This is a genomic window from Microlunatus capsulatus, from assembly GCF_017876495.1.
Classification (GTDB): domain Bacteria; phylum Actinomycetota; class Actinomycetes; order Propionibacteriales; family Propionibacteriaceae; genus Microlunatus; species Microlunatus capsulatus.
This window is the reverse complement of the sequence record NZ_JAGIOB010000001.1, coordinates 1,829,539-1,853,565: the sequence shown is the minus strand read 5'-3', so window position 1 is coordinate 1,853,565 and position 24,027 is coordinate 1,829,539. Positions and strand designations below refer to the sequence as shown.

General features: G+C 70.9%; 16 protein-coding genes and 3 rRNA genes. 11 read left to right on the top strand and 8 right to left on the bottom strand.

Features of this window, described 5'->3' with window-relative positions; genetic code table 11:
- Positions 1 to 73: 73 nt before the first annotated feature.
- Entirely contained in the window at positions 74 to 1,108 is a 1,035-nt protein-coding gene (locus tag JOF54_RS08510; RefSeq protein WP_210054730.1) for a zinc-dependent alcohol dehydrogenase, read from the top strand.
- Positions 1,109 to 1,119: 11 nt separating this feature from the next.
- On the opposite strand, the gene JOF54_RS08505 is transcribed toward JOF54_RS08510, so the two are convergent.
- Both JOF54_RS08505 and JOF54_RS21870 read right to left on the bottom strand, forming a co-directional pair.
- A complete protein-coding gene (locus tag JOF54_RS08505) occupies positions 1,120 to 2,970 on the bottom strand; it encodes a D-apionate lactonase family protein (RefSeq protein ID WP_210054728.1) in 1,851 nt (616 codons plus the stop codon).
- The gene (locus tag JOF54_RS21870; protein ID WP_210054726.1) at positions 2,967 to 3,707 is read right to left on the bottom strand and encodes a FadR/GntR family transcriptional regulator; all 741 of its coding nucleotides are present in this window, start codon (positions 3,705 to 3,707) and stop codon (positions 2,967 to 2,969) included. The genes JOF54_RS08505 and JOF54_RS21870 overlap by 4 nt, the downstream gene beginning before the upstream one ends.
- Before the next feature lie 111 nt (positions 3,708 to 3,818).
- Here JOF54_RS21870 and JOF54_RS08495 point away from each other — a divergent pair, with 111 nt between their 5' ends.
- Genes JOF54_RS08495 through JOF54_RS08485 form a run of 3 tightly spaced genes read left to right on the top strand, consistent with a single transcriptional unit; the run spans position 3,819 to position 6,264 of the window.
- The gene (locus JOF54_RS08495) at positions 3,819 to 4,616 is read left to right on the top strand and encodes a sugar phosphate isomerase/epimerase family protein (RefSeq protein ID WP_210054723.1); all 798 of its coding nucleotides are present in this window, start codon (positions 3,819 to 3,821) and stop codon (positions 4,614 to 4,616) included.
- Positions 4,613 to 5,497, top strand: a complete 885-nt coding sequence (locus tag JOF54_RS08490) for a phosphogluconate dehydrogenase C-terminal domain-containing protein (protein ID WP_210054721.1) — start codon at positions 4,613 to 4,615, stop codon at positions 5,495 to 5,497. The genes JOF54_RS08495 and JOF54_RS08490 overlap by 4 nt, the downstream gene beginning before the upstream one ends.
- Positions 5,498 to 5,508: 11 nt before the next feature.
- Entirely contained in the window at positions 5,509 to 6,264 is a 756-nt protein-coding gene (locus JOF54_RS08485; protein WP_210054719.1) for an SDR family NAD(P)-dependent oxidoreductase, read from the top strand.
- A gap of 1 nt (position 6,265) precedes the next feature.
- Here JOF54_RS08485 and JOF54_RS08480 read toward each other — a convergent pair whose 3' ends face one another.
- A complete protein-coding gene (locus JOF54_RS08480) occupies positions 6,266 to 7,177 on the bottom strand; it encodes an aminoglycoside phosphotransferase family protein (RefSeq protein WP_210054717.1) in 912 nt (303 codons plus the stop codon).
- 128 nt (positions 7,178 to 7,305) lie between these two features.
- Here JOF54_RS08480 and JOF54_RS08475 point away from each other — a divergent pair, with 128 nt between their 5' ends.
- A complete protein-coding gene (locus tag JOF54_RS08475) occupies positions 7,306 to 7,656 on the top strand; it encodes a UBP-type zinc finger domain-containing protein (RefSeq protein ID WP_210054715.1) in 351 nt (116 codons plus the stop codon).
- A 10-nt stretch (positions 7,657 to 7,666) separates the two neighbouring features.
- On the opposite strand, the gene JOF54_RS08470 is transcribed toward JOF54_RS08475, so the two are convergent.
- Both JOF54_RS08470 and JOF54_RS08465 read right to left on the bottom strand, forming a co-directional pair.
- Positions 7,667 to 8,299 (bottom strand): alpha/beta hydrolase, encoded by a 633-nt coding sequence (locus tag JOF54_RS08470; protein WP_210054713.1) that lies wholly within the window; start codon positions 8,297 to 8,299, stop codon positions 7,667 to 7,669.
- A 4-nt stretch (positions 8,300 to 8,303) separates the two neighbouring features.
- Positions 8,304 to 9,269 carry a ring-cleaving dioxygenase gene (locus tag JOF54_RS08465; protein WP_210054711.1) on the bottom strand — a complete coding sequence of 322 codons (966 nt, stop codon included), beginning with the start codon at positions 9,267 to 9,269 and terminating at the stop codon, positions 8,304 to 8,306.
- Positions 9,270 to 9,969: 700 nt separating this feature from the next.
- Here JOF54_RS08465 and JOF54_RS08460 point away from each other — a divergent pair.
- From JOF54_RS08460 to JOF54_RS08445, 4 genes are all read left to right on the top strand, one after another.
- A 16S ribosomal RNA gene (locus tag JOF54_RS08460) occupies positions 9,970 to 11,488 on the top strand.
- A 339-nt stretch (positions 11,489 to 11,827) separates the two neighbouring features.
- Positions 11,828 to 14,948, top strand: a 23S ribosomal RNA gene (locus JOF54_RS08455).
- Positions 14,949 to 15,075: 127 nt separating this feature from the next.
- A 5S ribosomal RNA gene (gene rrf / locus JOF54_RS08450) occupies positions 15,076 to 15,192 on the top strand.
- Together the 16S, 23S and 5S rRNA genes form the textbook arrangement of a ribosomal RNA operon.
- A 192-nt stretch (positions 15,193 to 15,384) precedes the next feature.
- Positions 15,385 to 16,626: an MFS transporter gene (locus tag JOF54_RS08445; RefSeq protein ID WP_210054709.1), complete on the top strand. Its 1,242-nt coding sequence runs from the start codon at positions 15,385 to 15,387 to the stop codon at positions 16,624 to 16,626.
- 10 nt (positions 16,627 to 16,636) lie between these two features.
- On the opposite strand, the gene cls is transcribed toward JOF54_RS08445, so the two are convergent.
- Entirely contained in the window at positions 16,637 to 18,100 is a 1,464-nt protein-coding gene (gene cls, locus JOF54_RS08440) for a cardiolipin synthase (RefSeq protein ID WP_307803968.1), read from the bottom strand.
- A 110-nt stretch (positions 18,101 to 18,210) separates the two neighbouring features.
- Entirely contained in the window at positions 18,211 to 19,875 is a 1,665-nt protein-coding gene (locus tag JOF54_RS08435) for a catalase (protein ID WP_210054707.1), read from the bottom strand.
- A gap of 281 nt (positions 19,876 to 20,156) precedes the next feature.
- Between JOF54_RS08435 and JOF54_RS08430 the strand changes: the two genes are divergently transcribed.
- On the top strand, positions 20,157 to 20,495 hold the full coding sequence (locus tag JOF54_RS08430) for a hypothetical protein (RefSeq protein WP_210054705.1): 339 nt from the start codon (positions 20,157 to 20,159) through the stop codon (positions 20,493 to 20,495).
- A gap of 3 nt (positions 20,496 to 20,498) precedes the next feature.
- On the opposite strand, the gene JOF54_RS08425 is transcribed toward JOF54_RS08430, so the two are convergent.
- Positions 20,499 to 23,465: a helix-turn-helix transcriptional regulator gene (locus JOF54_RS08425; RefSeq protein WP_210054703.1), complete on the bottom strand. Its 2,967-nt coding sequence runs from the start codon at positions 23,463 to 23,465 to the stop codon at positions 20,499 to 20,501.
- A 198-nt stretch (positions 23,466 to 23,663) separates the two neighbouring features.
- Between JOF54_RS08425 and JOF54_RS08420 the strand changes: the two genes are divergently transcribed.
- A complete protein-coding gene (locus JOF54_RS08420; protein ID WP_210054701.1) occupies positions 23,664 to 23,873 on the top strand; it encodes a hypothetical protein in 210 nt (69 codons plus the stop codon).
- Positions 23,874 to 24,027: the final 154 nt, after the last annotated feature.

The following is a 24,027-nucleotide window of genomic DNA, read 5'->3' as shown; positions in this document are numbered from 1 at the left end:
GCGCACCGCCCGGACGGGCCTGGCTAGGCTCGCCCGGGCGGTGGCCGCCGCCGTCGTCGACCGCGGAGGAACCGTGACCAGCACCCCCACCAGCCCGATGCGCCGCGTCGTCGTCAGCCCCGGCCGCATCGAGGTCGTCGCGGCCGAGGTTCCCCGTCCCGGCGCGGGCGAGGTGCTCGTGCGGACGGTGCTCGCCGGGGTCTGCGGGTCCGACACCCACGCCGCCGCCGGGCACCACCCGTTCGTGCCGCTGCCGTACCGGCCCGGCCACGAGGTCGTGGGCGTGGTCACGGCCCTCGGCCACGACGCCGGCGACCTCGCTCCGGGCGACCGGGTGACGCTGGAGCCGACGCTGCCCTGCGGGGCCTGCAAGATGTGCCGGACCGGCCGGAGCAACCTCTGCGAGAACCTCCGGTTCTTCGGCTGCGGCTGGGAGCAGGGGGCGATGGCCGACTGGTTCACCGCCCCCGCCGACCGGCTGCACCGGATCCCGGACACGATCGGCGACCTCGATGCCACGCTGGTCGAGCCGCTGTCCTCCCCGGTGCACGCGGTCCGGCTGGCCGGCGACCTCACCGGGGCGGCCGTCGCCGTGCTCGGCTGCGGCACCATCGGCCTGCTGACCCTGGCGGCGGTCCGCCGGGCCGGCGCCCGGGCCGTGGTGATGACCGACCCGCTGCCCGCCAAGCGCGAGCTGGCGCTGCGGCTGGGGGCCGACGCGGTGGTGGACGCCCGCGCCGACGACGTGGTGGCGCAGGTGCGGTCGGCGCTGGGGGAGTCGGCCGACGCCGTCTTCGACTGCGTCGCCAACCGGTTCACCGTCCCGCAGGCGGTCGGGATGGCGCTCAAGGCCGGCACCGTGGTGGTCGTCGGCGTGCCCGCCGGCGACGTGGCCGTGCCGCTCGCGCTCATCCAGGACCAGCAGGTGCGGCTGCAGGGCAGCGCCACCTACCTCGCCGAGGACATCGCGGTGGCGACGGCGATGGTGGCGGCCGGCGAGGTCCGGGCCGCCGACCTGGTGACGGCGGAGTTCCCGCTCGACGACGTCGCGGCCGCCTTCGCCGCCTCCGCCTCGGGCGCGCACGTCAAGGTCGTCCTCCGCGCCTGAGCCCGCGGCGGTCAGCCGAGCCGGACCTCCGCGGTGCCCCAGCCCGGCAGCGTGACGGCCACGTCGGCGCCGCCGGAGCGCTGCACCGTGACGGTGCGGGGCCCGGTGGTGAGGTTGGCCAGCAGGACGACGGTGCCACCACCGCCTTCCGATCCGGTGTCGTCGAGGGCCAGGACCGCGAGCCCGTCGGGGACCGCCACTGCGCGGAGCGAACCGCCGCGCAGGCCAGCCAGCCGGGTGAGCACCGCGGCCACCGGGCGGGGGCGGCCGTCGTCGTCGACCAGGCCGCGGGGCCCGGTGGTCTCCAGGTAGCTGAGGCTCGCGACGCTGGGCACGGCCAGCGCGGCGACGCTGGCGAGCGTCCAGGCCGCGGCCAGCGCGGTGTCCAGCAGCGGGTCGACGGCGCGCGCCGCCTCGGTGGGCGGGTCGGGTCGCGGGCCGGTGGCCACGGCGTTGAAGCGGCGGGCCAGCGTGACGGGCCCGACGTGCAGCGGCCGCCCGGCCGCGATCCGGACCGCGTTCTCGACCACCGTCCGCTGGGTGGCGAGGCTGTCGACGACGTGCGGCACCTCGGTCGCGTGCATCTGCGGCGTGAGGCTGAAGGTGAGGGCCGGGGCGTCGGCCGGCAGGTCGGCCTGCCGCCGGTTCAGCTCGGTGAAGTGGGCCCGGGTGCCGCCGACCAGGACGGCGGCCAGCCCCTGCCGCTCGGCCTCGTCACGCAGCGCCGCCCACAGCGGCGCGGTGCTCACGTGGCCGGTGGCGTCGAAGGCCCCCAGCCGCAGGACCGGCGTCCCGGCCAGCGAGCGGACGGCGCGGCGGACGGCGTCGGCGTCGTCGGTGACCAGGCGCACGTCGAGCCTGGCGTCCAAGGCCTCGGCCTGCCGGGCCGCCTCGGCCAGCCGTGCCGGCCAGCCGGCCTCCGGCCCGGTCAGCTCGACCAGCACCGCGTCGAACCCGGGCGCCGCGAGGGGTTCGGCGGGCGGCGGGTGCAGGGCGGCGCCGAGCCCCAGCGGGGGGAGGCTCGCGCCGGTGAGGTCCCCGACGCGCACGACGTCGGGCCCGGAGGTCGGGGCGGGTGCGGACGCCCGCCCGGCGACGGCCAGCCGCACGCGCTGGTGCACCCGGTCCCCGACGGCCAGCGGCACGGGGAAGGGCAGGGCCAGCGGCGTCGAGTAGGTCTTGAAGGACGCGTCGGTCCAGTTGCGCTGGTCCTCGGTCTCGAAGACGTCGCCTTCGAGGTCCAGCCGCGCGGCGAGCCCGCCCGTCGTCCAGTCGAACCCGACGACGTCGGCGAAGGGCTGGTGCGGGCTGATCGCCTCCGGCCACCGGCCCTCCTCGACCCCGCCGTCGGTGTGCCGGACCCGGACGGCCGCGCCGGCGTCGGTGGCCGGGTGCAGCACGACGAGCCCGACCCGGTTGCGCCGGAAGGCCGAGCGGGCCTCGCCGGCGAAGTCGACCACCAGCGAGTCCTCCTCCAGCGTCACGGTGAGGTCGCCGGCGTAGTCGACCCCCGCGGCCTCGAACCGCAGCGACCGCCGCAGCACCACCCCGCCGTCCCCGCTCCCCGAGCCGGAGCCCCCGCTCCCTGAGCCCGACCCCCCGCTCCCTGAGCCCGACCCCCCGCTCCCTGAGCCCGTCGAAGGGCCGCCGCCCGGGGACCCGTCCACCACCCGGACCGGCACGGTGCCCCAGTCCGCGTCCCGCACCACGGGCCGGACGGCTCGGAGCAGCAGGACGCCGTCGACGCGGACGTCGGCGACCTCGTCGCCGTGCACCTGCAGGGTCCAGCGCCCGTGCGCCAGGTCGGTCGTCGGGCCGCCGCTGCGCGCCGCGACCACGTCCGCCGGGCCGTCCCCGCTCACGCCCCCGCCTCCACGCTCGCCAGCAGCCGGGCTCCGGCGCTGTCCATGTGCACGCTCATCGCCGCCGCCGCGCCGTCCGGGTCGCCGGCCTCCAGCGCGGCGACGACGGCCGCGTGCTCGGTGCACGTGACCCGCACGTGCTCGGCGTCGCTGACCGCCCGCTCCACCCAGACCCGGATCAGCGAGCGGACGCTCTGCAGCATCTGGTCGAGCAGAGCGTTGCCGGTCTGCTCGGCCAGCTCCTGGTGGAAGCGGAGGTCGGCGGCGGCGAAGGCCTCGAAGTCGTCCTGCGACGCGCGCATGGCGTCGAGGTGCCCGGCCAGCGCGGCCAGCCCCTCGGCGCCGACGGTGCCGGCGGCCAGTCGGGCGGCCTGGACCTCCAGGCCGTGCCGGACCTGCACCAGCTCGCGGGTCTTCGGCTCGCCCAGCAGCATCCCCCAGGACAGCGTCTGGGGCAGCAGCTCCGACGTGCTGCTGCGCAGGTAGGTGCCCGAGCCGGGCCGCACCTCGACGACCCCGAGCACCTCGAGCGCGGCCAGCGCCTCGCGCACCGCCGAGCGCCCGACGGCGAAGGTCTCGGCCAGCCGCCGCTCCGGCGGCAGCCGCGAGCCCGGCGCGATGGTGCCGGCGGTGAAGTGGTCGAGGAGGCGGCGGGTCACCTCGGTGACGACGGAGGTGCTCGCGATGCTCCCGCCGAGGCTCGGCGCGACCGGGTCGCTGGGCGGGGGAGTGGGCACGGGCGCAGCCTAGGGTCCGGGCCCGCCGTCGGGCAACGACCGGCCAACCGGTTGACCAAAAATTGGTCAACCGGTTGACAGGTTGGGACGAGAGCGGCAGGCTTCCGGCCCGTGAGCACCGGCCTCGGCACCTACGCCTTCTTCTGGCAGTGGCACCCCAGCGCCGCCGCGCCCCTCAGCCTCGAGGCGATGCTGGAGCGCACCGCCGCCGCGGGCGTCGACCGCTTCCAGATCTGCGACTACCCCGCGGTCGAGGGCTGGGACGACCGCCGGCTCGACGCCGTCCGCGCCACCGCCGGAGGCCTCGGCATCACCCTGGAGCTGGGCACCCGGGGCATCGGGGCGGAGCACCTCGCGCGCTACCGGCACCTCGCCGAGCGGCTCGACGTCACGCTCGTCCGCAGCATGCTCAGCGCCGGCGACCACCGGCCCGGTCGCGAGGAGGCCGTGCGGCTACTGGTCGACGCGGTGCCCGCCTACGAGGCCGCCGGGCTCACCCTGGCCCTGGAGACCTACGAGCAGGTCCCGGTCGCGACCCTCGTCGACGTCGTCGAGGCGGTCGGCTCGCCGTCGCTGGGGATCTGCCTGGACCCCGCGAACTGCGTCGCGGCCCTCGAGCTGCCGATGGACACGGTGCGGGCGGCGGCGCCGCACGTGAAGAACCTGCACGTCAAGGACTTCCACTTCACCCGGCAGGACGGCTGGGTGGGCTTCAACCTCGTCGGCTGCCCGCTCGGCGAGGGCCTGCTGCCCTATGCCGAGATGGTCGCCCTGGTCGACCCCGACGCCCGCGGCATCAGCCGCATCGTCGAGCACTGGCTGCCCTGGCAGGGCGACAGCGCCACCACCACCGCGCTCGAGCAGCGCTGGACCGAGCACACCCTTTCCCACCTGAGGAGCACGCCATGACCACCGACACCACCAGCCGGCCGACAACCACCACCCCCTTGACCATCGCGGTCGTCGGGGCCGGCGGCAAGATGGGCATGCGGGTCTCGAACAACCTGCAGCGCAGCGCGCACACGGTGCTGTACAGCGAGAACTCCCCGGCGGGGCAGCAGCGCACGACCGACGCCGGCCGCACGGTGACCGACACCGCGAGCGCCGTCGCCGACGCCGACGTGGTCATCCTGGCCGTGCCCGACGTGGCCCTGGCCCCGGTCTCGGCCGAGGTCGTGCCGCAGCTCAAGACCGGCGCCGTCGTGCTGACCCTGGACCCGGCCGCCGCCTACGCCAACCTGCTGTTCCGGCGCGCCGACGTCGAGTACGCGGTGGCCCACCCCTGCCACCCGTCGGTCTTCCTGCAGCGCAAGACCGAGGCCGAGCTCGCCGACACCTTCGGCGGCATCGCCGCCCCGCAGGAGGTCGTCGCGGCCTTCGAGTCCGACGACCTGGCCAAGCGCGCGGTCGCGGAGGAGGTCATCACGCTGATGTACGCGCCGGTGCTCTCCGTGCACTGGGTGACGGTCAAGCAGCTGGCCTACCTCGAGCCGACGCTCGTCGAGGTCGTCGCCTGCATGGTCGGCGCGCTGCTCAACGAGGCCCTGCAGGAGACCATCCACACCGTCGGGGTGCCCGAGCCCGCCGCCCGCGCGATGCTCATGGGCCACGTCCAGGTCGCGCTGGCCAACGGCCTCCGCGGGGACAACCCCTTCTCCGACGCCTGCCTGATCGCCATGGACTACGGGCGCGACAAGATCGTCAAGGAGGACTGGAAGTCGATCTTCGCCGACGACGAGCTGGACCACGTCCTCAAGCAGATGCTGCACCTCGACGCCATCGAGCGCTGAGGAGCACGGGCATGAGCGGACGGCTGGAGGGCAGGACGGCGCTGGTCACCGGCGCCGGCTCGGGCATCGGTGCCGGGGTGGCCGAGCGGTTCCTCGCCGAGGGGGCGCGCGTCGTGGTCACCGACCGCGACGTCGACGCCGCCCGCCGGGTGGCGGGGGACCGGGAGGCCGCGCTCGCCGTGGCCCTGGACGTGGCGGACGAGACGAGCGTGGCCGACGGCTTCGCGGCGGCGGCGGCGGCGGGCTTCGCGCCCGACGTCGTGGTGGCCAACGCCGGGGTGCAGCTGTTCGGGCAGGACGCCCAGGTGGCCGACCTCGACCTCGAGGTCTGGCAGCGGACGATCGCCGTCAACCTGACGGGCACGTTCCTCACGCTCAAGCACGGCGTGCGGGCGCTGCTCGCCGGCGGGGGCGGCTCCATCGTGCTGACCGGCTCGCCGACGGGGCTGAACGGGGAGGGCCAGGACTTCACGGCCTACTCCAGCTCCAAGGCCGGGATGCACGGGATGGCGCGGGCCGTCGCCAAGGCCTACGCCGGGCGGGGCATCCGGGTGAACACCGTGGTGCCGGGCTACACCGAGACGCCGCTGGTCAGCGCCATCAGCGGCGACCCGCAGGACCGGGCGGCGATCGTCTCGCGGATCCCGCTCGGCCGACCGGGGACGCCGGCCGACGTCGAGGGGATCATGGTCTACCTCGCCAGCGACGAGTCGGCCTACGCGACCGGCGCGATCTTCCGCGTCGACGGCGGGATGACCACGCTCTGAGTCAGCGGCGGGCGTGGTCGGCGAGCACCTCGTCGACCACCGCCCGTGGCCCGGCCGCGGCCGGCCCGCCGTCCGCTGACACGATCAGCGCCTTCCACAGCGCCCAGCCGCGGGCCCGCGCCCAGGTGCCGTCGTCCAGGTCGACGCCGTCCCGGAAGGCCGCACGGGCGTCGCCGCGCAGCAGCGTCCACGCGATGACGAGGTCGCAGGCCGGGTCGCCCACCCCGCAGGTGCCGAAGTCGATGACGGCGCTCAGGGCGCCCGCGTCGTCCAGCAGCAGGTTCCCCGGGGCGATGTCGCCGTGGAACCACACCGGGGGTCGCTCCCACGACGACGCCAGGGCGGCGGCCCAGACCTCCCGGCAGGCGTCGGCGTCGACCTGGTCCCCGAGCGCGGCCAGGGCCGCGTGCACCTCCGCGTCGTAGAAGGCCGGCGGCCCGCCGCGGTGGAAGCAGTGCGCTCCGGGCGCCGGGCCGTCCGCGGCGTCGACGGCGCGCAGGGCGGTGAGGAAGGCGGCCAGGTCGCGCGCGAAGGCGACGGGGTCGGCCGGGGTGGTGCCCTGCACCGGCCGCCCGGGGATCCAGCGGCGCACCGACCACGACCAGGCGTAGCCCGCTCCCGGCCCGCCGGTGGCCACGGGCTCGGGCACGGCCAGCGGCAGCCGGGGCGCCAGCCGGGGCAGCCAGCGGTCCTCCTTGGCGACGGCGGCCGCGTAGCCGGCCGCGCTGGGCAGCCGGACCAGCAGCTCGTCGCCCAGCCGGTAGGTGCGGTTGTCCCAGCCGTCGGCCGGCACGGGACGCACCGGCAGGTCGGCCCAGGCGGGGAGCTGCGCGGTGAGGAGGCGACGGACGAGGTCGGCGGTGATGCCGCCGCGGCCGTCGGGGCCCGCGACGTCGGCGGGGGGAGTCGGCACGACGACGACCCTGCCGCATGCGGGGACGGGGTACCACCGGTTTCCCGCGCCGCCCCGGCCGACGCGTCCCCGGAGGCGGGACCGTAGCCTCGGCGCCAGACCCGTCCCGTGAGCCGCAGGAGGACCGCATGACCGAGCCCGACGACCTCGACCCCACGGTGCCGCCGAGCGGGACCGGGTGCGTGGAGTGCCTGGCCGCCGGGGGCTGGTGGGTGCACCTGCGCCGCTGCGCCTCGTGCGGCCACATCGGCTGCTGCGACACCTCGCCGTCCCAGCACGCGACGGCGCACGCCACGGGGTCCGGGCACGACCTGATCCGCAGCTTCGAGCCCGGTGAGGCCTGGTTCTTCCGCTACGGCGACGAGGCCTTCTTCGACAGCGGGCCGGACCTGGCGCCGCCGGAGCACCACCCCGTCGACCAGCCCGTCCCGGGACCGGCGGGCCGGGTGCCCGCCGACTGGCGGGACCACGTGCACTGAGCCGTCGCCCTCACCGGGTGGGCAGCGACGCCAGCCAGCCCGCCGTCCGGCGGAGCGCCTCCGGGTCCAGCTGGTGGCCCCCCGGGTGGGGGACGTCGGTGACGACGGCCCCGCGGTCGCGCAGCTGCCGCTCCAGCAGCTCGGTCCGCGCTCGGGGGATCATCGGGTCCCGGGCCCCGTTGGAGACCAGGACCGGCAGGCCGGCGAGCTCCGCCGCCGGTGGCTCGGCGTAGGGCACCATCGCGGCGAAGAGCGCGGCCCCGCGCAGCAGCGCGGGGTGCCGGAGCAGCAGCGCCGACGCGATGTTGGCCCCGTTCGAGAACCCCACCGCGACCAGGGATGCGGGCGGGGTCCCGTGGACCTCGGCGGCCGCGGTGACGAAGGCCGCCAGCTCGTCGGCGCGGGCCGAGAGGTCCTCCTCGTCGAAGACGCCCTCCCGGAGCCGCCGGAAGAAGCGCGGCATCCCCTGCTCGAGGACGGTCCCCCGGGGGGACAGCACCGCCGCGCCGGGGGAGAGCAGCTCCCGCAGCGGGAGGAGGTCGTGCTCGTCCCCGCCGGTCCCGTGCAGGAGCAGCAGCGACGGCCCGGTGCTGCCGCTCTCCCGGGGGAGGGCGACGTGCGGTCGGTCGAGCGGGTCGGCCACGTGCTCAGGCCTCGGGACCGGTCGGCTGGGGCGGTAGGCGGAGCGGGGGGAGTGCGGCCGCGATCTGCTCGCGGCTCGGCTCGAGCCACGGCGGCAGCCTGAGGTGACGGCCGAGCTCCAGGAGCGGCTCGTCGGTGGCGAAGCCGGGGTCGTCGGTGGCGATCTCGAAGAGGACGCCGCCCGGCTCGCGGAAGTAGATGGACTTGAAGTACTGGCGGTCGAGGATCTGCGTGACGCGGACGCCGCCATCAACCAGCTCGCCCTGCCACCGCGTCATCGTCTCGAGGTCCGGCGCGCGGAAGGCGACGTGGTGCACGGTGCCGCCCGCCTGGCGCCCGCGCTCCTGCACGCCGGCCAGCACGTCGACCAGGCCGCCCGCGCCCCGGTCGGCCATCCCGAACCGGACGCGGTCGCCGTCCTCGGCGTCCAGGGTGAGCCCCATCAGCCTGGTGAGCATCGCGGCGGAGGGGTCGAGCTGCTGCTCGGACAGGGTCACGGCGTGCAGCCCGCGCACCGCGTGCTCCGCCGGGATGTCAGCGACGCCGTCCCAGCCGGAGCGGTGGTCGCCCTCGGTCGCGACGAGCTCGACGCCCATGCCGTCGGGGTCGCGGAAGGCCAGCACCTCCTCGGTGTCGCGCGAGCGGGGAGCGTCGACGTCGACTCCCAGCCGGCGGAACCGCTCGTGCCACCAGCCGAGGGACGAGCCGGGCACGCTGAACGCGGTGGCCGTCATCATCCCGGCGCCCGATCGGCCCCGGGGGACGCCAGGCCAGGGGAAGAAGGTGAGCAGGCTCGACGGGGAGCCCGCCGCGTCGCCGTAGTACAGGTGGTAGGAGTTTGGGGCGTCGAAGTTGACGGTCTGCTTCACCAGCCGCAGGCCCAGGAGCGTCGTGTAGAAGTCGACGTTCGCCTGGGGGTCGGAGGCGATGGCGGTCACGTGGTGCAGTCCCCGGGGGCTGACGGTGCTCATGGCGGGAGCCTGGCACAGCACGGCCTCCGCACCGCCTTGTCCCACCACGCCGTGCCGGTGGAGGGTCGGCGGAGGGGACGCGCAGCCGACTTGAGCCATCGGGAGGAGCGGCGTAAGGTGGTGGAGCCTCCACGGGACGCGGGACACCAGCTCTGGTCACACAGGGACGGTGGCCGGCCGGGAGACGGACTCAGAGCCCGAGTTGACCTGAGGGTCGCTCACGGGTAACGTAGTCCGAGCCCTGAGGGTGCGGGACGTCAGCCGAAAGGCTCGATGGCCGGCCTCGGGCACCACCACCACCTTGGTCACAAGGTTGCTGTCCGCCCAGAGGCGGCAGGAGCTGGTCGAGGATGATGGGGTCGGACAGGAAGCCGGATTTGACACCGGCCGAGCGGATGACTAAAGTAAGTCGAGTTGCCCCAAGCCGGGAAATGAAAAGCCCGGTGCGGTGTGTGAGCGAGTCTTGAGAACTTAACAGCGTGCTTAAAGTCAATGCCAAATATGCACTATAGAAACCCGTGCCTGGCTGTGTCTGATGGTCGTCCTCACGTCGTGGGGGTGGGTGTTGGGTGTGGTTGGGGCGGATTCCTTTGAGATTGATTGATGATTGACCCAGCAATGGGTTCTGTCAGAGGTTGAACTCGTTGTTTTTGACGCTACTGCTGGCTGGCCTTCGGGTTGGTTGGTTTTGCGATATTTTTCAACGGAGAGTTTGATCCTGGCTCAGGACGAACGCTGGCGGCGTGCTTAACACATGCAAGTCGAACGGTAAGGCCCCTTCGGGGGTACACGAGTGGCGAACGGGTGAGTAACACGTGAGCAACCTGCCCTTGACTCTGGAATAACAGTTGGAAACAGCTGCTAATACTGGATATTCATCGTTCCCTTCCTGGGGGGTGGTGGAAAGCTCCGGCGGTCAGGGATGGGCTCGCGGCCTATCAGCTTGTTGGTGAGGTAATGGCTCACCAAGGCTTCGACGGGTAGCCGGCCTGAGAGGGCGACCGGCCACACTGGGACTGAGATACGGCCCAGACTCCTACGGGAGGCAGCAGTGGGGAATATTGCACAATGGGCGCAAGCCTGATGCAGCAACGCCGCGTGCGGGATGACGGCCTTCGGGTTGTAAACCGCTTTCAGTAGGGACGAAGGGTGACTGACGGTACCTACAGAAGAAGGACCGGCTAACTACGTGCCAGCAGCCGCGGTGATACGTAGGGTCCGAGCGTTGTCCGGAATTATTGGGCGTAAAGGGCTTGTAGGCGGTCCGTCGCGTCAGAAGTGAAAACTCAGGGCTTAACCCTGAGCCTGCTTTTGATACGGGCGGACTAGAGGGATGCAGGGGAGAACGGAATTCCTGGTGGAGCGGTGGAATGCGCAGATATCAGGAGGAACACCGGTGGCGAAGGCGGTTCTCTGGGCATTACCTGACGCTGAGAAGCGAAAGCGTGGGGAGCAAACAGGCTTAGATACCCTGGTAGTCCACGCCGTAAACGGTGGGCACTAGGTGTGGGGGACATTCCACGTTCTCCGTGCCGAAGCTAACGCATTAAGTGCCCCGCCTGGGGAGTACGGCCGCAAGGCTAAAACTCAAAGGAATTGACGGGGGCCCGCACAAGCGGCGGAGCATGCGGATTAATTCGATGCAACGCGAAGAACCTTACCTGGGTTTGACATATGCCGGAAAGCTGCAGAGATGTAGCCCCCGCAAGGTCGGTATACAGGTGGTGCATGGCTGTCGTCAGCTCGTGTCGTGAGATGTTGGGTTAAGTCCCGCAACGAGCGCAACCCTCGTCCTATGTTGCCAGCGGATAATGCCGGGGACTCATAGGAGACTGCCGGGGTCAACTCGGAGGAAGGTGGGGATGACGTCAAGTCATCATGCCCCTTAAGTCCAGGGCTTCACGCATGCTACAATGGCTGGTACAAAGGGCTGCGATACCGCAAGGTGGAGCGAATCCCAAAAAGCCAGTCTCAGTTCGGATTGGGGTCTGCAACTCGACCCCATGAAGTCGGAGTCGCTAGTAATCGCAGATCAGCAACGCTGCGGTGAATACGTTCCCGGGCCTTGTACACACCGCCCGTCAAGTCATGAAAGTCGGTAACACCCGAAGCCGGTGGCCCAACCCTTGTGGAGGGAGCCGTCTAAGGTGGGACTGGCGATTAGGACTAAGTCGTAACAAGGTAGCCGTACCGGAAGGTGCGGCTGGATCACCTCCTTTCTAAGGAGCCATATGGGGCACCCGTCGTGGTGTGTCCATGTCGGCCAGTTCTGCAGCGTTCGTCTGCAGCTGGTCGGGCACCGGAATGTGGAACATTGACTATTAAGCCTGGTCGTCTGATTCTCGTCAGTACAACTTCTGCGCCTTCGGGTGTGGGGGAGTGGAACCTCGAGGGTTGGGTGTCTGGGCCTGAGCACGCTGTTAGGTCCTGAGGGTTCGCTCACTTCGGTGGGTGGCTTTCAGTGCGGACCGATACCGCCGGCCCTTTGGGTCTGGTGGGTCTGGTTTCCGCCCGTGTGTTGAGAACTTCACAGTGGACGCGAGCATCTTTGTAGTAATTAACAAGCTACTAAGGGCAATCGGTGGATGCCTAGGCACCAAGAGCCGATGAAGGACGTTGTAACCTGCGATAAGCCCCGGGGAGCTGGTAAACGAGCTTCGATCCGGGGATCTCCGAATAGGGAAACCTCGAAAGAAACCGGAGTAATGTCCGGCGACCTCCGCCTGAATATATAGGGCGGTAGGAGGGAACGTGGGGAAGTGAAACATCTCAGTACCCACAGGAAAAGAAAACAACAGTGATTCCGTAAGTAGTGGCGAGCGAACGCGGAAGAGGCCAAACCTCATGCGTGTGATAGCTGACAGGCGTTGCGCATGTGGTGTTGTGGGGCCGTTCTGGTCGTGCTGTCAAGCGACTAAGCAGTAAGAAATGATCGTTGAAGTCGAAGGACTCTGGGAAGGTCCGGCATAGAAGGTAACACCCCTGTAGACGTAAGACGATCACTGCTGAGCGTTACCCCAAGTAGCACCGAACCCCTGAAATTCGGTGTGAATCTGGCAGGACCACCTGCTAAGCCTAAATACTCCTTGGTGACCGATAGCGGACAAGTACCGTGAGGGAAAGGTGAAAAGTACCCCGGGAGGGGAGTGAAATAGTACCTGAAACCGATTGCCTACAATCCGTCGGAGCAAACACATTTCGGTGTGGATGTGACGGCGTGCCTTTTGAAGAATGAGCCTGCGAGTTAGTGGTACGTGGCGAGGTTAACCCGTGTGGGGAAGCCGTAGCGAAAGCGAGTCCGAATAGGGCGATTGAGTCGCGTGCTCTAGACCCGAAGCGGAGTGATCTATCCATGGCCAGGGTGAAGCGACGGTAAGACGTCGTGGAGGCCCGAACCCACCAGGGTTGAAAACCTGGGGGATGAGCTGTGGATAGGGGTGAAAGGCCAATCAAACTCCGTGATAGCTGGTTCTCCCCGAAATGCATATAGGTGCAGCGTCGCGTGTTTCTTGCCGGAGGTAGAGCACTGGATAGTCTAGGGGGCCCACAAGCTTACCGAAATTAGCCAAACTCCGAATGCCGGTAAGTGAGAGCGCGGCAGTGAGACTGCGGGCGATAAGGTTCGTAGTCGAGAGGGAAACAGCCCAGAACACCAGCTAAGGCCCCTAAGCGGTTGCTAAGTGGAAAAGGATGTGGAGCTGCGGAGACAACCAGGAGGTTGGCTTGGAAGCAGCCACCCTTGAAAGAGTGCGTAATAGCTCACTGGTCAAGTGGTTCTGCGCCGACAATTTAGCGGGGCTCAAGCAATCCGCCGAAGCTGTGTCATTCACATGTGTACTCGGCCCCTTGTGGGTCCAGGTGTGTGGATGGGTAGGGGAGCGTCGTGTGCGCGATGAAGCGGCGGAGTGATCCAGCCGTGGAGAGCACACGAGTGAGAATGCAGGCATGAGTAGCGAATGAGGAGTGAGAAACTCCTCCACCGAAAGACCAAGGGTTCCAGGGTCAAGCTAATCTGCCCTGGGTAAGTCGGGACCTAAGGCGAGGCCGACAGGCGTAGTCGATGGACAACGGGTTGATATTCCCGTACCGGCGCTATGACGCCCGTGCCGAATCAGGTGATGCTAAGCACGCAAGTCGGGTGGATCCTTCGGGTGAAGCTTCGATGAGTCTGCGACCCGATCTTGTAGTAGGCAAGCTGCGGAGTGACGCAGGAAGGTAGCCCATCCCGGGCGATGGTAGTCCCGGGCTAAGTGCGTAGGGCGAGGTGTAGGTAAATCCGCACCTCTTGTGCCTGAGACATGACGGCTGGACAGACCACGGTCTGTCGAGTGGGTGATCCTATGCTGCCTAGAAAACCTTCGTGAGCGAGTTGTAGAGCCGCCCGTACCCTAAACCGACTCAGGTGGTCAGGTAGAGAATACCAAGGTGATCGAGATAACCATGGTTAAGGAACTCGGCAAAATGCCCCCGTAACTTCGGGATAAGGGGGGCCGACCATGTTGACGGACTTGCTCCGGAATGCGTGGGAGGCCGCAGAGACCAGGCCCAAGCGACTGTTTACTAAAAACACAGGTCCGTGCCAAGTCGCAAGACGATGTATACGGACTGACGCCTGCCCGGTGCTGGAACGTTAAGGGGAAGTGTTAGTCGCAAGGCGAAGCACTGAACTTAAGCGCCAGTAAACGGCGGTGGTAACTATAACCATCCTAAGGTAGCGAAATTCCTTGTCGGGTAAGTTCCGACCTGCACGAATGGCGTAACGACTTGGGCGCTGTCTCGACCATGGACTCGGCGAAATTGCACTACGAGTAAAGATGCTCGTTACGCGCAGCAGGACGGAAAGACCCCGGGACCTTTACTATAGTTTGGTATTGGTGTTCGGTACAGCTTGTGTAGGATAGGTGGGAGACTGTGAAGCGGCCACGCCAGTGGTTGTGGAGTCAACGTTGAAATACCACTCTGGCTGTTCTGGATATCTAACCTAGGTCCATTATCTGGATCAGGAACAGTGCCTGATGGGTAGTTTGACTGGGGCGGTCGCCTCCTAAAAGGTAACGGAGGCGCCCAAAGGTTCCCTCAGCCTGGTTGGCAATCAGGTTTCGAGTGTAAGTGCACAAGGGAGCTTGACTGTGAGAGGGACACCTCGAGCAGGGACGAAAGTCGGGACTAGTGATCTGACGGTGGCATGTGGAAGCGCCGTCACTCAACGGATAAAAGGTACCCCGGGGATAACAGGCTGATCTTGCCCGAGCGTCCATAGCGACGGCATGGTTTGGCACCTCGATGTCGGCTCGTCGCATCCTGGGGCTGGAGTCGGTCCCAAGGGTTGGGCTGTTCGCCCATTAAAGCGGCACGCGAGCTGGGTTTAGAACGTCGTGAGACAGTTCGGTCCCTATCCGCTGCGCGCGTAGGAGTCTTGAGGAGAGCTGTCCTTAGTACGAGAGGACCGGGACGGACGAACCTCTGGTGTGCCAGTTGTCCTGCCAAGGGCACGGCTGGTTGGCTACGTTCGGAAGTGATAACCGCTGAAAGCATCTAAGCGGGAAGCACGCTCCAAGATGATGGCTCCCACAGGGTAACCTGGTAAGGCCCCCAGCAGATCACTGGGTGATAGGTCGGATGTGGAAGCACAGTAATGTGTGGAGCTGACCGATACTAATAGGCCGAGGGCTTGTTTTCTACAAAGATGCTACGCGTCCACTGTGAGGTTCTCGAGATACGGTCGGGAACCCTCCAAGCACCACTGGTTCCGCCTTCGGGTGGAGCTGGTTGGGTGCGGGAGGGTTGCGCGTCATCTCTTTAGAGTTTCGGTGATCATTGCGTTAGGGAAACACCCGGTCCCATTCCGAACCCGGAAGTTAAGCCTTTCAGCGCCGATGGTACTGCACGGGGGACCGTGTGGGAGACTAGGACGTCGCCGGACAACACACTTCAAGCCTGACCCTCTTCGGGGGGTCGGGCTTGAAGTATTTCTGCGTCCAGATGCTTCCTCGGTAGCGCGGCCGGCCGCCGTGACCCGGTGCCGTTGACGAGGATGCAGCTCTTGCTAGGCTCCGGCTGTATCGATTCAGCCGACGCCCCCGCCGGCACCGTCCCGTCCTGAGAGCCGCGCCCCGTGACCAGCCCCCGCACGTCGACCGTGCGCATCATCCTCGCGTCCCGCTTCTACCGCAGCGCCTTCGTCGCGCTGCTGCTCAGCGGGCTGGCCATCTCGGCCACCACACCTCAGCTGACGCTCTTCCTGGTGCGTGATCTCGGCGCCCCGCTGCCGGTCGCGGGGCTCTACTACGTCACCAACCTCGCGGCGCCCGTCGCCGGCTACGTCGTCGGCCGCTGGTCCGACCGCAGCAGCAACCGGCTCGGGCTGTTCCGGGTCTGCGCGGCGATCGGGGCGCTGGGCTGGCTGGCCATGTCGTTCAGCACCGCCCTGTGGATGCCCTTCGTCATCAGCGTCGTCGCGCTCAGCGTCGGCGGCGCGTCCATGGCCCAGCTGTTCGCCGCCACCCGGGACGAGCTGAGCCGCCACCCCACCGGCGCGGACAACCGGGTGCTGTCCGCCGTCCGGATGGCCTTCACGGCTGGCTGGGTGCTGGGTCCGGTCGTCGGGAGCTGGCTGGGCAGCCTCGTGGGCCTGCGTCCCCTGCTGGTGGCGACCGCGGTCCTGACCCTGGCCCAGGTCCTGCCGCTCGGCCGGCAGCGCGTGGAGCGGTACCGGAGCCCGGAGGCCGAGCACGCGGCGAGGAGCGGCGGTCCCCGTCGTCGGATGGTGCCCCTCCTGGTGTTCACCGGTCTCTGCGTCCTGGCCATGACGGGCGACACCATCAAGTTCGGCTACCTGCCGCTGTACATGGCCGACGAGCTGAAGGTCCCCGACGCCGTCCGCGGCAGCGTCATCGCCTTCCAGCCGCTGCTCGAGCTGGCGCTCATGCCCTTCTTCGCCCGCTTCGCCGACCGCTACGGCGCGCTGCGGGTGATGGTGGTGGGGATGGCCCTCGGCGTGGGCGCCAACCTGGCCTTCGCCACCAGCACCGGCGTCGGCGGGCTCTTCGTCGGCCAGCTGCTGGCCGCGGGGTTGTGGGCGGCCCTGGGCGCCCTGGGCGTCTCCATCGCCCAGCACCTCTACCCGGAGGGCGTCGGGACGGCCTCCGGGCTCTTCCTCAGCTCGATGACCCTCGGTTCGGCGGCCGGCGGGCTCATCGGCGGCTTCGGCGTCGCCCGGTTCGGGCTCCCCGAGGTGTTCTTCCTCCCCGCGGGCCTCTCGGCCGTCGCCGTCGTCGGCCTCGTGGTCCTGGAACGGCGGCTGCGGGTGCCCGCCCCCGTCGTCGCCCCCGAGCCGGAGCCGGTGGGCCGCCGCTGAGGCGTCCGGCCTACTGGACGGCGGAGGTGAGCCGGGTGAAGTCGTCGACGGTGCGGTGCAGCACCCCGCGCCGTGACCAGCTCGCCGGGGTCAGTTCCCGTGACACCCGCCGGTACTCGTCCTCGACGGCCCGCATCTCGTCGACGAAGGTGCGGCCGCAGACCATGAGCATCAGCTCCAGGTCCAGCTGGAACGAGCGGATGTCCATGTTGGAGGAGCCGACCACGGCCACGTCGTCGTCGACGGAGATGTGCTTGGCGTGCAGGATCGCCGGACGCGGGTACAGGTAGATCCGCACCCCGGCGGCGAGCAGCTCCTCGTAGTAGGAGTGCTGGGCGTGGAAGACGAAGAACTGGTCCCCGATCTCGCCGACGAACAGCTCGACGTCCACCCCGCGGCGGGCCGCGGTGGTGATGGCCGCCAGCAGGGACTCGTCGGGGACGAAGTACGGGCTCGTGATGCTGATCCGCCGCTCCGCGTGGTACATCAGCGAGTTGAACAGGGCCAGGTTGTTCTCGGTGGGGAAGGCCGGTCCGCTGGGGGAGACCTGGGCCAGCAGGGCGCCCTGGTGCTGCTCGGCGGTCGCCTGCTCCTGGGAGCTGGTCAGCAGCACGTCGGTCTCGCTGTACCAGTCGGTGACGAAGAGGGCGTCGATCGCGTGCACGACCGGCCCGCGGATCTCGGCGAGCAGGTCCTGCCAGCGCAGGCCGCGCCGCCGGTTGGACCGGGAGTCGTAGCTGGGGTCGATGAGGTTGAGGGAGCCGACGAAGCCCACCTCCCCGTCGGCCACCAGCAGCTTGCGGTGGTTCCGCAGGTCCGGCCGCTGGTAGCGCCCCCGATAGGGCTGCACCGGCAGCATCAGCCGCCAGTCGGCGCCCATCCGGGTCAGCTCCTTGCGCGTCCGCCGGTAGCCGGGGTACTTGCGGGACCCCATGTGGTCCATCAGCACCCGCACCGTCACCCCGCGCTGCACCGCGTCGTCCAGCGCCTCGAAGAACGGGGCGGTCGTGGTGTCGAGCGAGAGGATGTAGAACTCCACGTGCAGGTAGCGGCGCGCCCCCCGGACGGCGGCCACCAGGGCGTCCAGCTGCTCCTCGAAGGTGGTGAGCAGGTGGGCGTCGTTGTCCTCCAGCAGCGGCATGGCCCCGACCGCGCGGTTGAGGCGGGCCACCGAGGGCAGCCAGGCCGGCATCCCCGGCTCGGGGCCGACGTCCTCGAGGTCGCGCGAGCGCTCGGTGATCAGCGCCGTCATGCTCTGCTGCTTCTCGCGCCGGCCGCGGGGGAGCTTGGGGCTGCCGATGAGGGCGAACAGCACCAGGCCGACGACGGGCACGAAGCCGATCAGCAGGATCCAGGCCAGGGCCGAGGACGGCCGGCGGTTGCGCGGCGCGACCAGCAGGGCGACCACCACGAGGACCGTCACGACGCCGGTCACGACCCCCGCCCCGGTCAGCTGGTCCCAGGTCTCCTCCACGTGGCCCCTTCTCGCTGCGGTCCCGGTCCCGGCCCCGGACGCACGTCGACCCGGCTGCGAGAGCCGGGTCGACGTCGTCCGCGTTCAGGTCAGGAGGGAGATCCTAGTGCTCAGCGCTCCACGACCACGTGCTCGTTCGGCACGGTGTGGGTCATCGTCAGGCCCGTGACGTCCCGCGGTCCGTTCTTGCCGAGGTTCGCCAGCCGGTCCAGCTCCGCCTCCGACAGCGTCTGGGTCTGCAGCGGCTCCAGCATCCGCACGTCGTCGGGGGAGATGCCCAGGCCGTCGCCCACGCGGAGCCCCAGCTCGTCGTCCACCATCAAGAAGTGCCAGACCATCCGCTCCTGCACGGGCCGGGCGGCCTGGCCGATGAGGTCGACGAAGTTCGCCACCAGGTCGTCCTTCTCCCAGTCCTCCATCAGCTGGAAGCGCTGGCCGGCCTGGGTGTAGTCGTCCGTGCGCGGGAGGCGCTTGCGGGTCAACCGGCCGGTGATCTCCGGGCCCTGGTCGTCGTGGGTCGGGTACTGCGCCTCGCGCAGGCCGCCGGTGATCGAGGGCTCGTAGTTGACGTGCGGGTTCTGCCCCTCGCCGAGGTCGGTGGTGAAGGACATCTGCCCGCCGCGCTGGTTGGTGGCCACCCGGGCGTTCTTCGGGCTGTTCACCGGCAGCTGCAGGTAGTTCGGCCCGACGCGGTAGCGCTGGGTGTCGGAGTAGCTGAACGTCCGGCCCACCAGCATCTTGTCGTCGGAGAAGTCGAGGCCGTCCACCAGCACGCCGGTGCCGAAGGCGATCTGCTCGTTCTCGTTGTGGTGGTCGGTGACGTTGCGGTTCAGCGTCATCGTCCCCACGAGCTTCGGCTCGAAGTCGTTCTCGGGCCACACCTTGGTGTCGTCGAGCGGGTCGAAGTCCAGCTCGGGGTGGTCGTCGTCGCTCATCACCTGGACGTAGAGGTCCCACTTCGGGAACTCGCCCCGCTCGATGGCCGTGTACAGGTCCTTCGAGGCGTGCCCGAGGTCGCCGGCCTGGATGTTGGCGGCGTCGGCCTCGGTGAGGCTCTTCACCCCGGCGTGCGGCTGGAAGTGGTACTTCACCAGGTGGGTGACGCCCTCGGCGTTGACCCACTTGTAGGTGTTCACCCCGAAGCCCTGCATCGTGCGGTAGTTCGCCGGCAGGCCGCGCGGGCTGAACAGGTTGACCAGCATGTGCATCGACTCCGGCGTCTGCGACATGAAGTCGAAGATCCGGGCGGGCTCCTGCCGGAAGGTGATCGGGTCGGGCTTCAGGGCGTGGATGACGTCGGGGAACTTGATCGCGTCGCGGATGAAGAAGACGGCGAGGTTGTTGCCGACGAGGTCCCAGTTGCCGTCCTCGGTGTAGAACTTCACCGCGAAGCCGCGCGGGTCGCGGGCCGCCTCGGAGGAGTCCCGGCCGCCGATCACGGTGGAGAAGCGGATGGCCACGTCGGTCTTCTTGCCGGCCTCGGCGAAGAGCTTGGCGCGGGTGTAGGCCGCGATCGGCTCGTCACCCCAGGAGCCGGTGGCCTCGAACTCGCCGAAGGCGACGAAGCCGCGCGCGTGCACGACCCGCTCCGGGATGCGCTCCCGGTCGAAGTGGCTGATCTTCTCCAGGAACTGGTAGTTCTCCAGCGTGGCGGGACCCCGGGCCCCGACCGTGCGCTGGTTCTGGTTGTCGTAGACGGGGTGGCCCTGACGGTTGGTCAGGACCGCCCGGTCCTCCTGGCCCGCGGCGGGGCCCTGGCTGGCGACGTCGGTCATGTGCACTCCGTTCCTGGCCGGTGCGCGGTGCGCGCCGGCGTTCTCGGCGGGCGTCCGGTCAGCCCGCGGGGTCGGTCCTGGCTCGTCGGCGAGGTCGGGGGTCGTCGTCGGCCGACGACGGCCACACTCCGTCCAGTATCCCGGACCGGTCCCCCTGAACCACGGGCCCGGGGTCCGCGGGATCCTCGGCCGGTCCTGAGCCGTCCCCGAGCCGACGCGGGGCCGGCGCAGAGGTGGCGGCGGCACGGTGACCTCACCACCTACCCCCGGAGGAGACGACGATGTCGGTCGAGGCCCAGCCCCAGCCCACCCCCACCACGGTCGCGGCCCGTCGCCCGCTGACCCTGCTGCGGGAGCCGCACCCGGCGCTGGCGGCCCAGGAGGCCTTCGTCGTCGGCGCCGCCCGGGTGCTGCGCCGGGCCGCCACCAGCGGGGAGCGGCTGACGACGGCGCTCTACCTGGTGCTCGCCGAGCACGCGGCCACGCCCGTCGCGGACGGCCCCGACGGGCTCCACCTGCGCTGCACCCGGTGCCGGCACGACGACCTCGACCCGGCGGCCCAGTACCCGTGCCCGACGGCCCGGCAGGCCTTCTGGGCCCTGGACGCCGCCCTGGGCTGAGCCTCAGCCCAGCAGGCCGCGCCGCCGGGCGACGGCGACCGCCTCGGTCCGCGACCGCACCGCGAGCTTGGCCAAGATGTTCGAGACGTGCACGCTCACCGTCTTCGTGCTGACCACCAGCCGCTCGCCCACCTCCCGGTTGCTCAGCCCCTGGGCCACCAGCGCCAGCACCTCGGCCTCGCGCGGGGTGAGCACCTCGGGTGCCCCGCCACGGCCCACCAGCGGCCGCAGCTCGGCCAGCAGCGGGGCCGCGCCGAGGGCCTCGGCCGTCTCCTGGGCCGCCCGCGCCGCGGCCGCGGACTCCGCCGCCCGGCCCACCCGCCTGAGCGCGGCCGCCCAGCGGGCCCGGCTCCGGGCCAGCTCGAAGGGCTGCCCGTAGCGCTCGACGGCGGTGACCGCCCGGGCCCAGGCCCGCTCGGCCTCCTCGAGGTCGACCGGCTCGCCCGCGGCGTGCCGCAGCCGCAGCAGCTCGGCGTCCACCCGGGCCAGCCAGGCCTGGCTCTCCAGCCCGGGCTCCGGGCGACGTCCCATCGCCCGGGCGCGCGCCGCGGCGGCGGCCAGCTCGTCGGCCCGCGCGAGCAGCGCCGTCCGCTCCCGGGCCTCGACGCCCCCGACGTGGGCCGCCAGCTGGCCGATCAGCAGGCCCGCCAGCCGGATGTGGGCCTGGAAGTCCCGCGTCCCCCACACCGCCCCGATGCAGTCCACCAGCTCGTCGTGCAGGGCCAGGGCGGCGTCGAGGTCGCCGGCGTCGCCGAGCAGGTCGATCGCCGCGGCGGTGCTGTGCACCCCGACCATGCCGTCGGTCGTCCACTGCGGCCGGACGCGCGCCATCAGCTCGGTCCAGCCCGCCGACCGCCCCCGGCCGGCGCGCACCGCCAGCGTGACGGCCGCCAGCCCGGCCGCCGCCAGCGGGGGCGGGGGACCGGTCTCCGGGGCCGCGAGCTCCTCCGCCAGGTCCCAACGGCCGAGCTGGTAGGCGACCAGGCCGGCGAGCACCCGGGAGTCGGCTCCCGTCGGGGCGTAGGGCCGGCCCAGCTCGGCGCTGCGCCGCGCGGCCCGCCGGAACGTCTCCAGCGCCTGCTCCAGCTGGCCGCCCTCCATCTCGACCCAGCCCAGCTGGTAGCGGACGCGGAGCCGGGCCAGGTCGTCCGGCCCCTCGCCCAGGACCCGGCGCAGCATCCGCTCCGACGCCGCCGGGTCCCCGCCGCGCTCGGTCACCCGGGCCAGCACCGTCTGCAGCAGGGTGGTGACCTCCCCGACCCGCAGTCCGGGCGGGGTGGCGAGCCCCTCCTCGGCCCAGCGCAGCGCCTCGTCGTCCTGCCGCTCCGACGCCAGCGCGGTGGCCAGCACGGCCACCGACCGGTTGCGCAGGGTGCTGGCCGGCTCGGCCGGCACCAGCGCGACTGCCTCCCGGGCGAGGGCGACGACGTCGGTCGCGGACTCCGACAGCAGGCCGGCCTCGGCGCGGGCCACGAGCAGCCGGGCGCGGTCCTGCACCGGGGCGTCCGCGGGCAGCCGGGCCAGCTGCTCGGCGACGACCGCCTCGGCCCGCAGCACGTGCCCGGCCGCAGCGGCCGCCGTCGCCGCCTTCTCCGTCAGCCGGACGAGGTCGGGGACGCCCGGCGCCCCCCAGCCCGGGTGCAGGTCCAGCGCCTGGGCGAAGTGCCGGGCCGCCTCGTCGGGCCCGCCCGCGGCGAGTGCCTCGTCGCCGGCCCGGTCGCCGGCCCGGACCGCGGTCGCGTGGTCACCGGCGGCTACCGCGTGCCGGGCCAGGTCGGCAGCACCCCCGGTGCCGAGGGCCTCGAGCGCGGGGACGAACGCGGCGTGCAGCCGGCGGCGCTCGCCCGGCAGCAGGTCCTCGTAGACGGCCTCGGCCAGCAGGGAGTGCCGGAAGCGGTAGCCGTCGACGTCGGCGACGAGCACGTTGAGCTCGACGGCCGCGCGCACGGCGGCCTCGAACGCCGCGGGACCGAGCCCGGCGACGGCGGCCAGCACGTCGTCGCGCACCTGGCGCCCGCCCGCGGCGGCCGCCCGGACCACCTGCCGGGCGTCGGGCTCCAGGGAGTCGAGCCGCAGCAGCAGCAGCCCGGCCAGGTCGCGCGGCACCTCGGGGGACCCGACGGCCGCGACCAGCTCCTCGGTGAAGAAGGCGTTGCCCTCGGCCCGCTCGACGACCGCCGCGACGTCCCCGGGCTCCAGGGGACCCGGGTGCAGCCGCTGCACGAGGGCGCGGACGTCGGCGTCGGGGAGCGGGCCCAGCTCGACGCGCCGCACGTCGGGCAGCCGGGACCACTGCGCGGCCACCGTGCGCAGCGGGTGGCGCCGGTGCAGGTCGTCGCTGCGGTAGGAGGCGACGACCGAGACGGGCTCGGCGAAGCCGCGGCTGAACAGGTAGGAGAGCAGGTCGCTGGTGGAGCGGTCGGCCCAGTGCAGGTCCTCGATGACCACGAGCAGCGGACCCGTCCGGCCCAGCTCGGCCAGCACCGCGTGCAGGGCGGCGAAGAAGGCGCCGCGGTCGACGGGCTCGCCGCTCGCGGCGCCGTCGGCCGGCGGGGCGCCGCCGGGCAGCAGCCGGGCCGCGGCGGGCCAGCGCTGCACGAGGTGCGCCATCACCTCGGGCCGGGTGGCCTGCAGCCGGCCGGCGATCTCGGTGAAGGGCAGGTAGGGCAGCGGGCTGCCGCCCAGGTCGAGGCAGTGCCCCACGGCGACCCGCCAGCCCCGCGCGGCGGCCTGGGAGCCGAGGGCGGCCAGCAGCCGCGACTTGCCGATGCCCGCGTCGCCGCTGAGCAGCACCAGACCCGCTCGCGCGGGCGGACCCAGCCCAGCCGCGGCGGCCAGCCGGGCCAGCTCGTCGTCGCGGCCCACCAGCGGGATGGTGGCGCCCGCCCCGGACGAGGGGGGCCCGGACGTGCCCGTCCCGGACGTGCCCGTCCCGGAGGCGGGGGTCCCGGGCGCGGGGGTCGCGGACATGGTCGCCATCGTGGCAGAGGGCGCTGACAGCGGCGGGGGGGTCCGCGACGACCGGGCCGCCGGTCTAGGTACCTCAGACCGCGGGGGCCACCGGTGGCACCCCGGGATACGCCGGTCACCCGATGCCGGGCCGGGCACCTCAGGACGAGGTTGGTCCTCAAGCGCGGGCCACCCGGCCCGCGGACCAGGAGGACCGAGATGACCGACGACTACAGCTACGGCTGGGAGCACCGCGCGCGGATCACCGAGCTGCAGGACATCGCCGCGATGGACCGGCTGGCGGCCCAGGTGGCCCCGCCGTCGGCGCTGCGCCGCTACGCCGCCTCCCGGGCGGCCCGGCGCCCCGAGCGCGGCCACCGCTCGTGGTGGGCCGGCCGGCGGCACCCGCGGGCGCACGCCGTCCGCTGACCGATTAGGCCGGACGCGGACATAATCCGCGCCCGGCGGTGGGCCGGTCCTGCGGGTCCGCGAGCACGTCGGAAGGGCTGGCGCGGGCGCCCGTGATCCGTTTACAGTGGCGCTCGTCCCAGTCTGTGGCTAGGATTTCGCCTGCCCGGTCGGG

What these genes read in the sequence shown, in the direction of transcription:
- JOF54_RS08490 (WP_210054721.1), top strand. Translation starts at nt 4,613, where the DNA reads ATGACCACCGACACCACCAGCCGGCCGACAACCACCACCCCCTTGACC.
- JOF54_RS08485 (WP_210054719.1), top strand. Translation starts at nt 5,509, where the DNA reads ATGAGCGGACGGCTGGAGGGCAGGACGGCGCTGGTCACCGGCGCCGGC.
- JOF54_RS08475 (WP_210054715.1), top strand. Translation starts at nt 7,306, where the DNA reads ATGACCGAGCCCGACGACCTCGACCCCACGGTGCCGCCGAGCGGGACC.
- JOF54_RS08465 (WP_210054711.1), bottom strand. Translation starts at nt 9,269, where the DNA reads ATGAGCACCGTCAGCCCCCGGGGACTGCACCACGTGACCGCCATCGCC.
- JOF54_RS08435 (WP_210054707.1), bottom strand. Translation starts at nt 19,875, where the DNA reads ATGACCGACGTCGCCAGCCAGGGCCCCGCCGCGGGCCAGGAGGACCGG.
- JOF54_RS08430 (WP_210054705.1), top strand. Translation starts at nt 20,157, where the DNA reads ATGTCGGTCGAGGCCCAGCCCCAGCCCACCCCCACCACGGTCGCGGCC.
- JOF54_RS08425 (WP_210054703.1), bottom strand. Translation starts at nt 23,465, where the DNA reads ATGTCCGCGACCCCCGCGCCCGGGACCCCCGCCTCCGGGACGGGCACG.
- JOF54_RS08420 (WP_210054701.1), top strand. Translation starts at nt 23,664, where the DNA reads ATGACCGACGACTACAGCTACGGCTGGGAGCACCGCGCGCGGATCACC.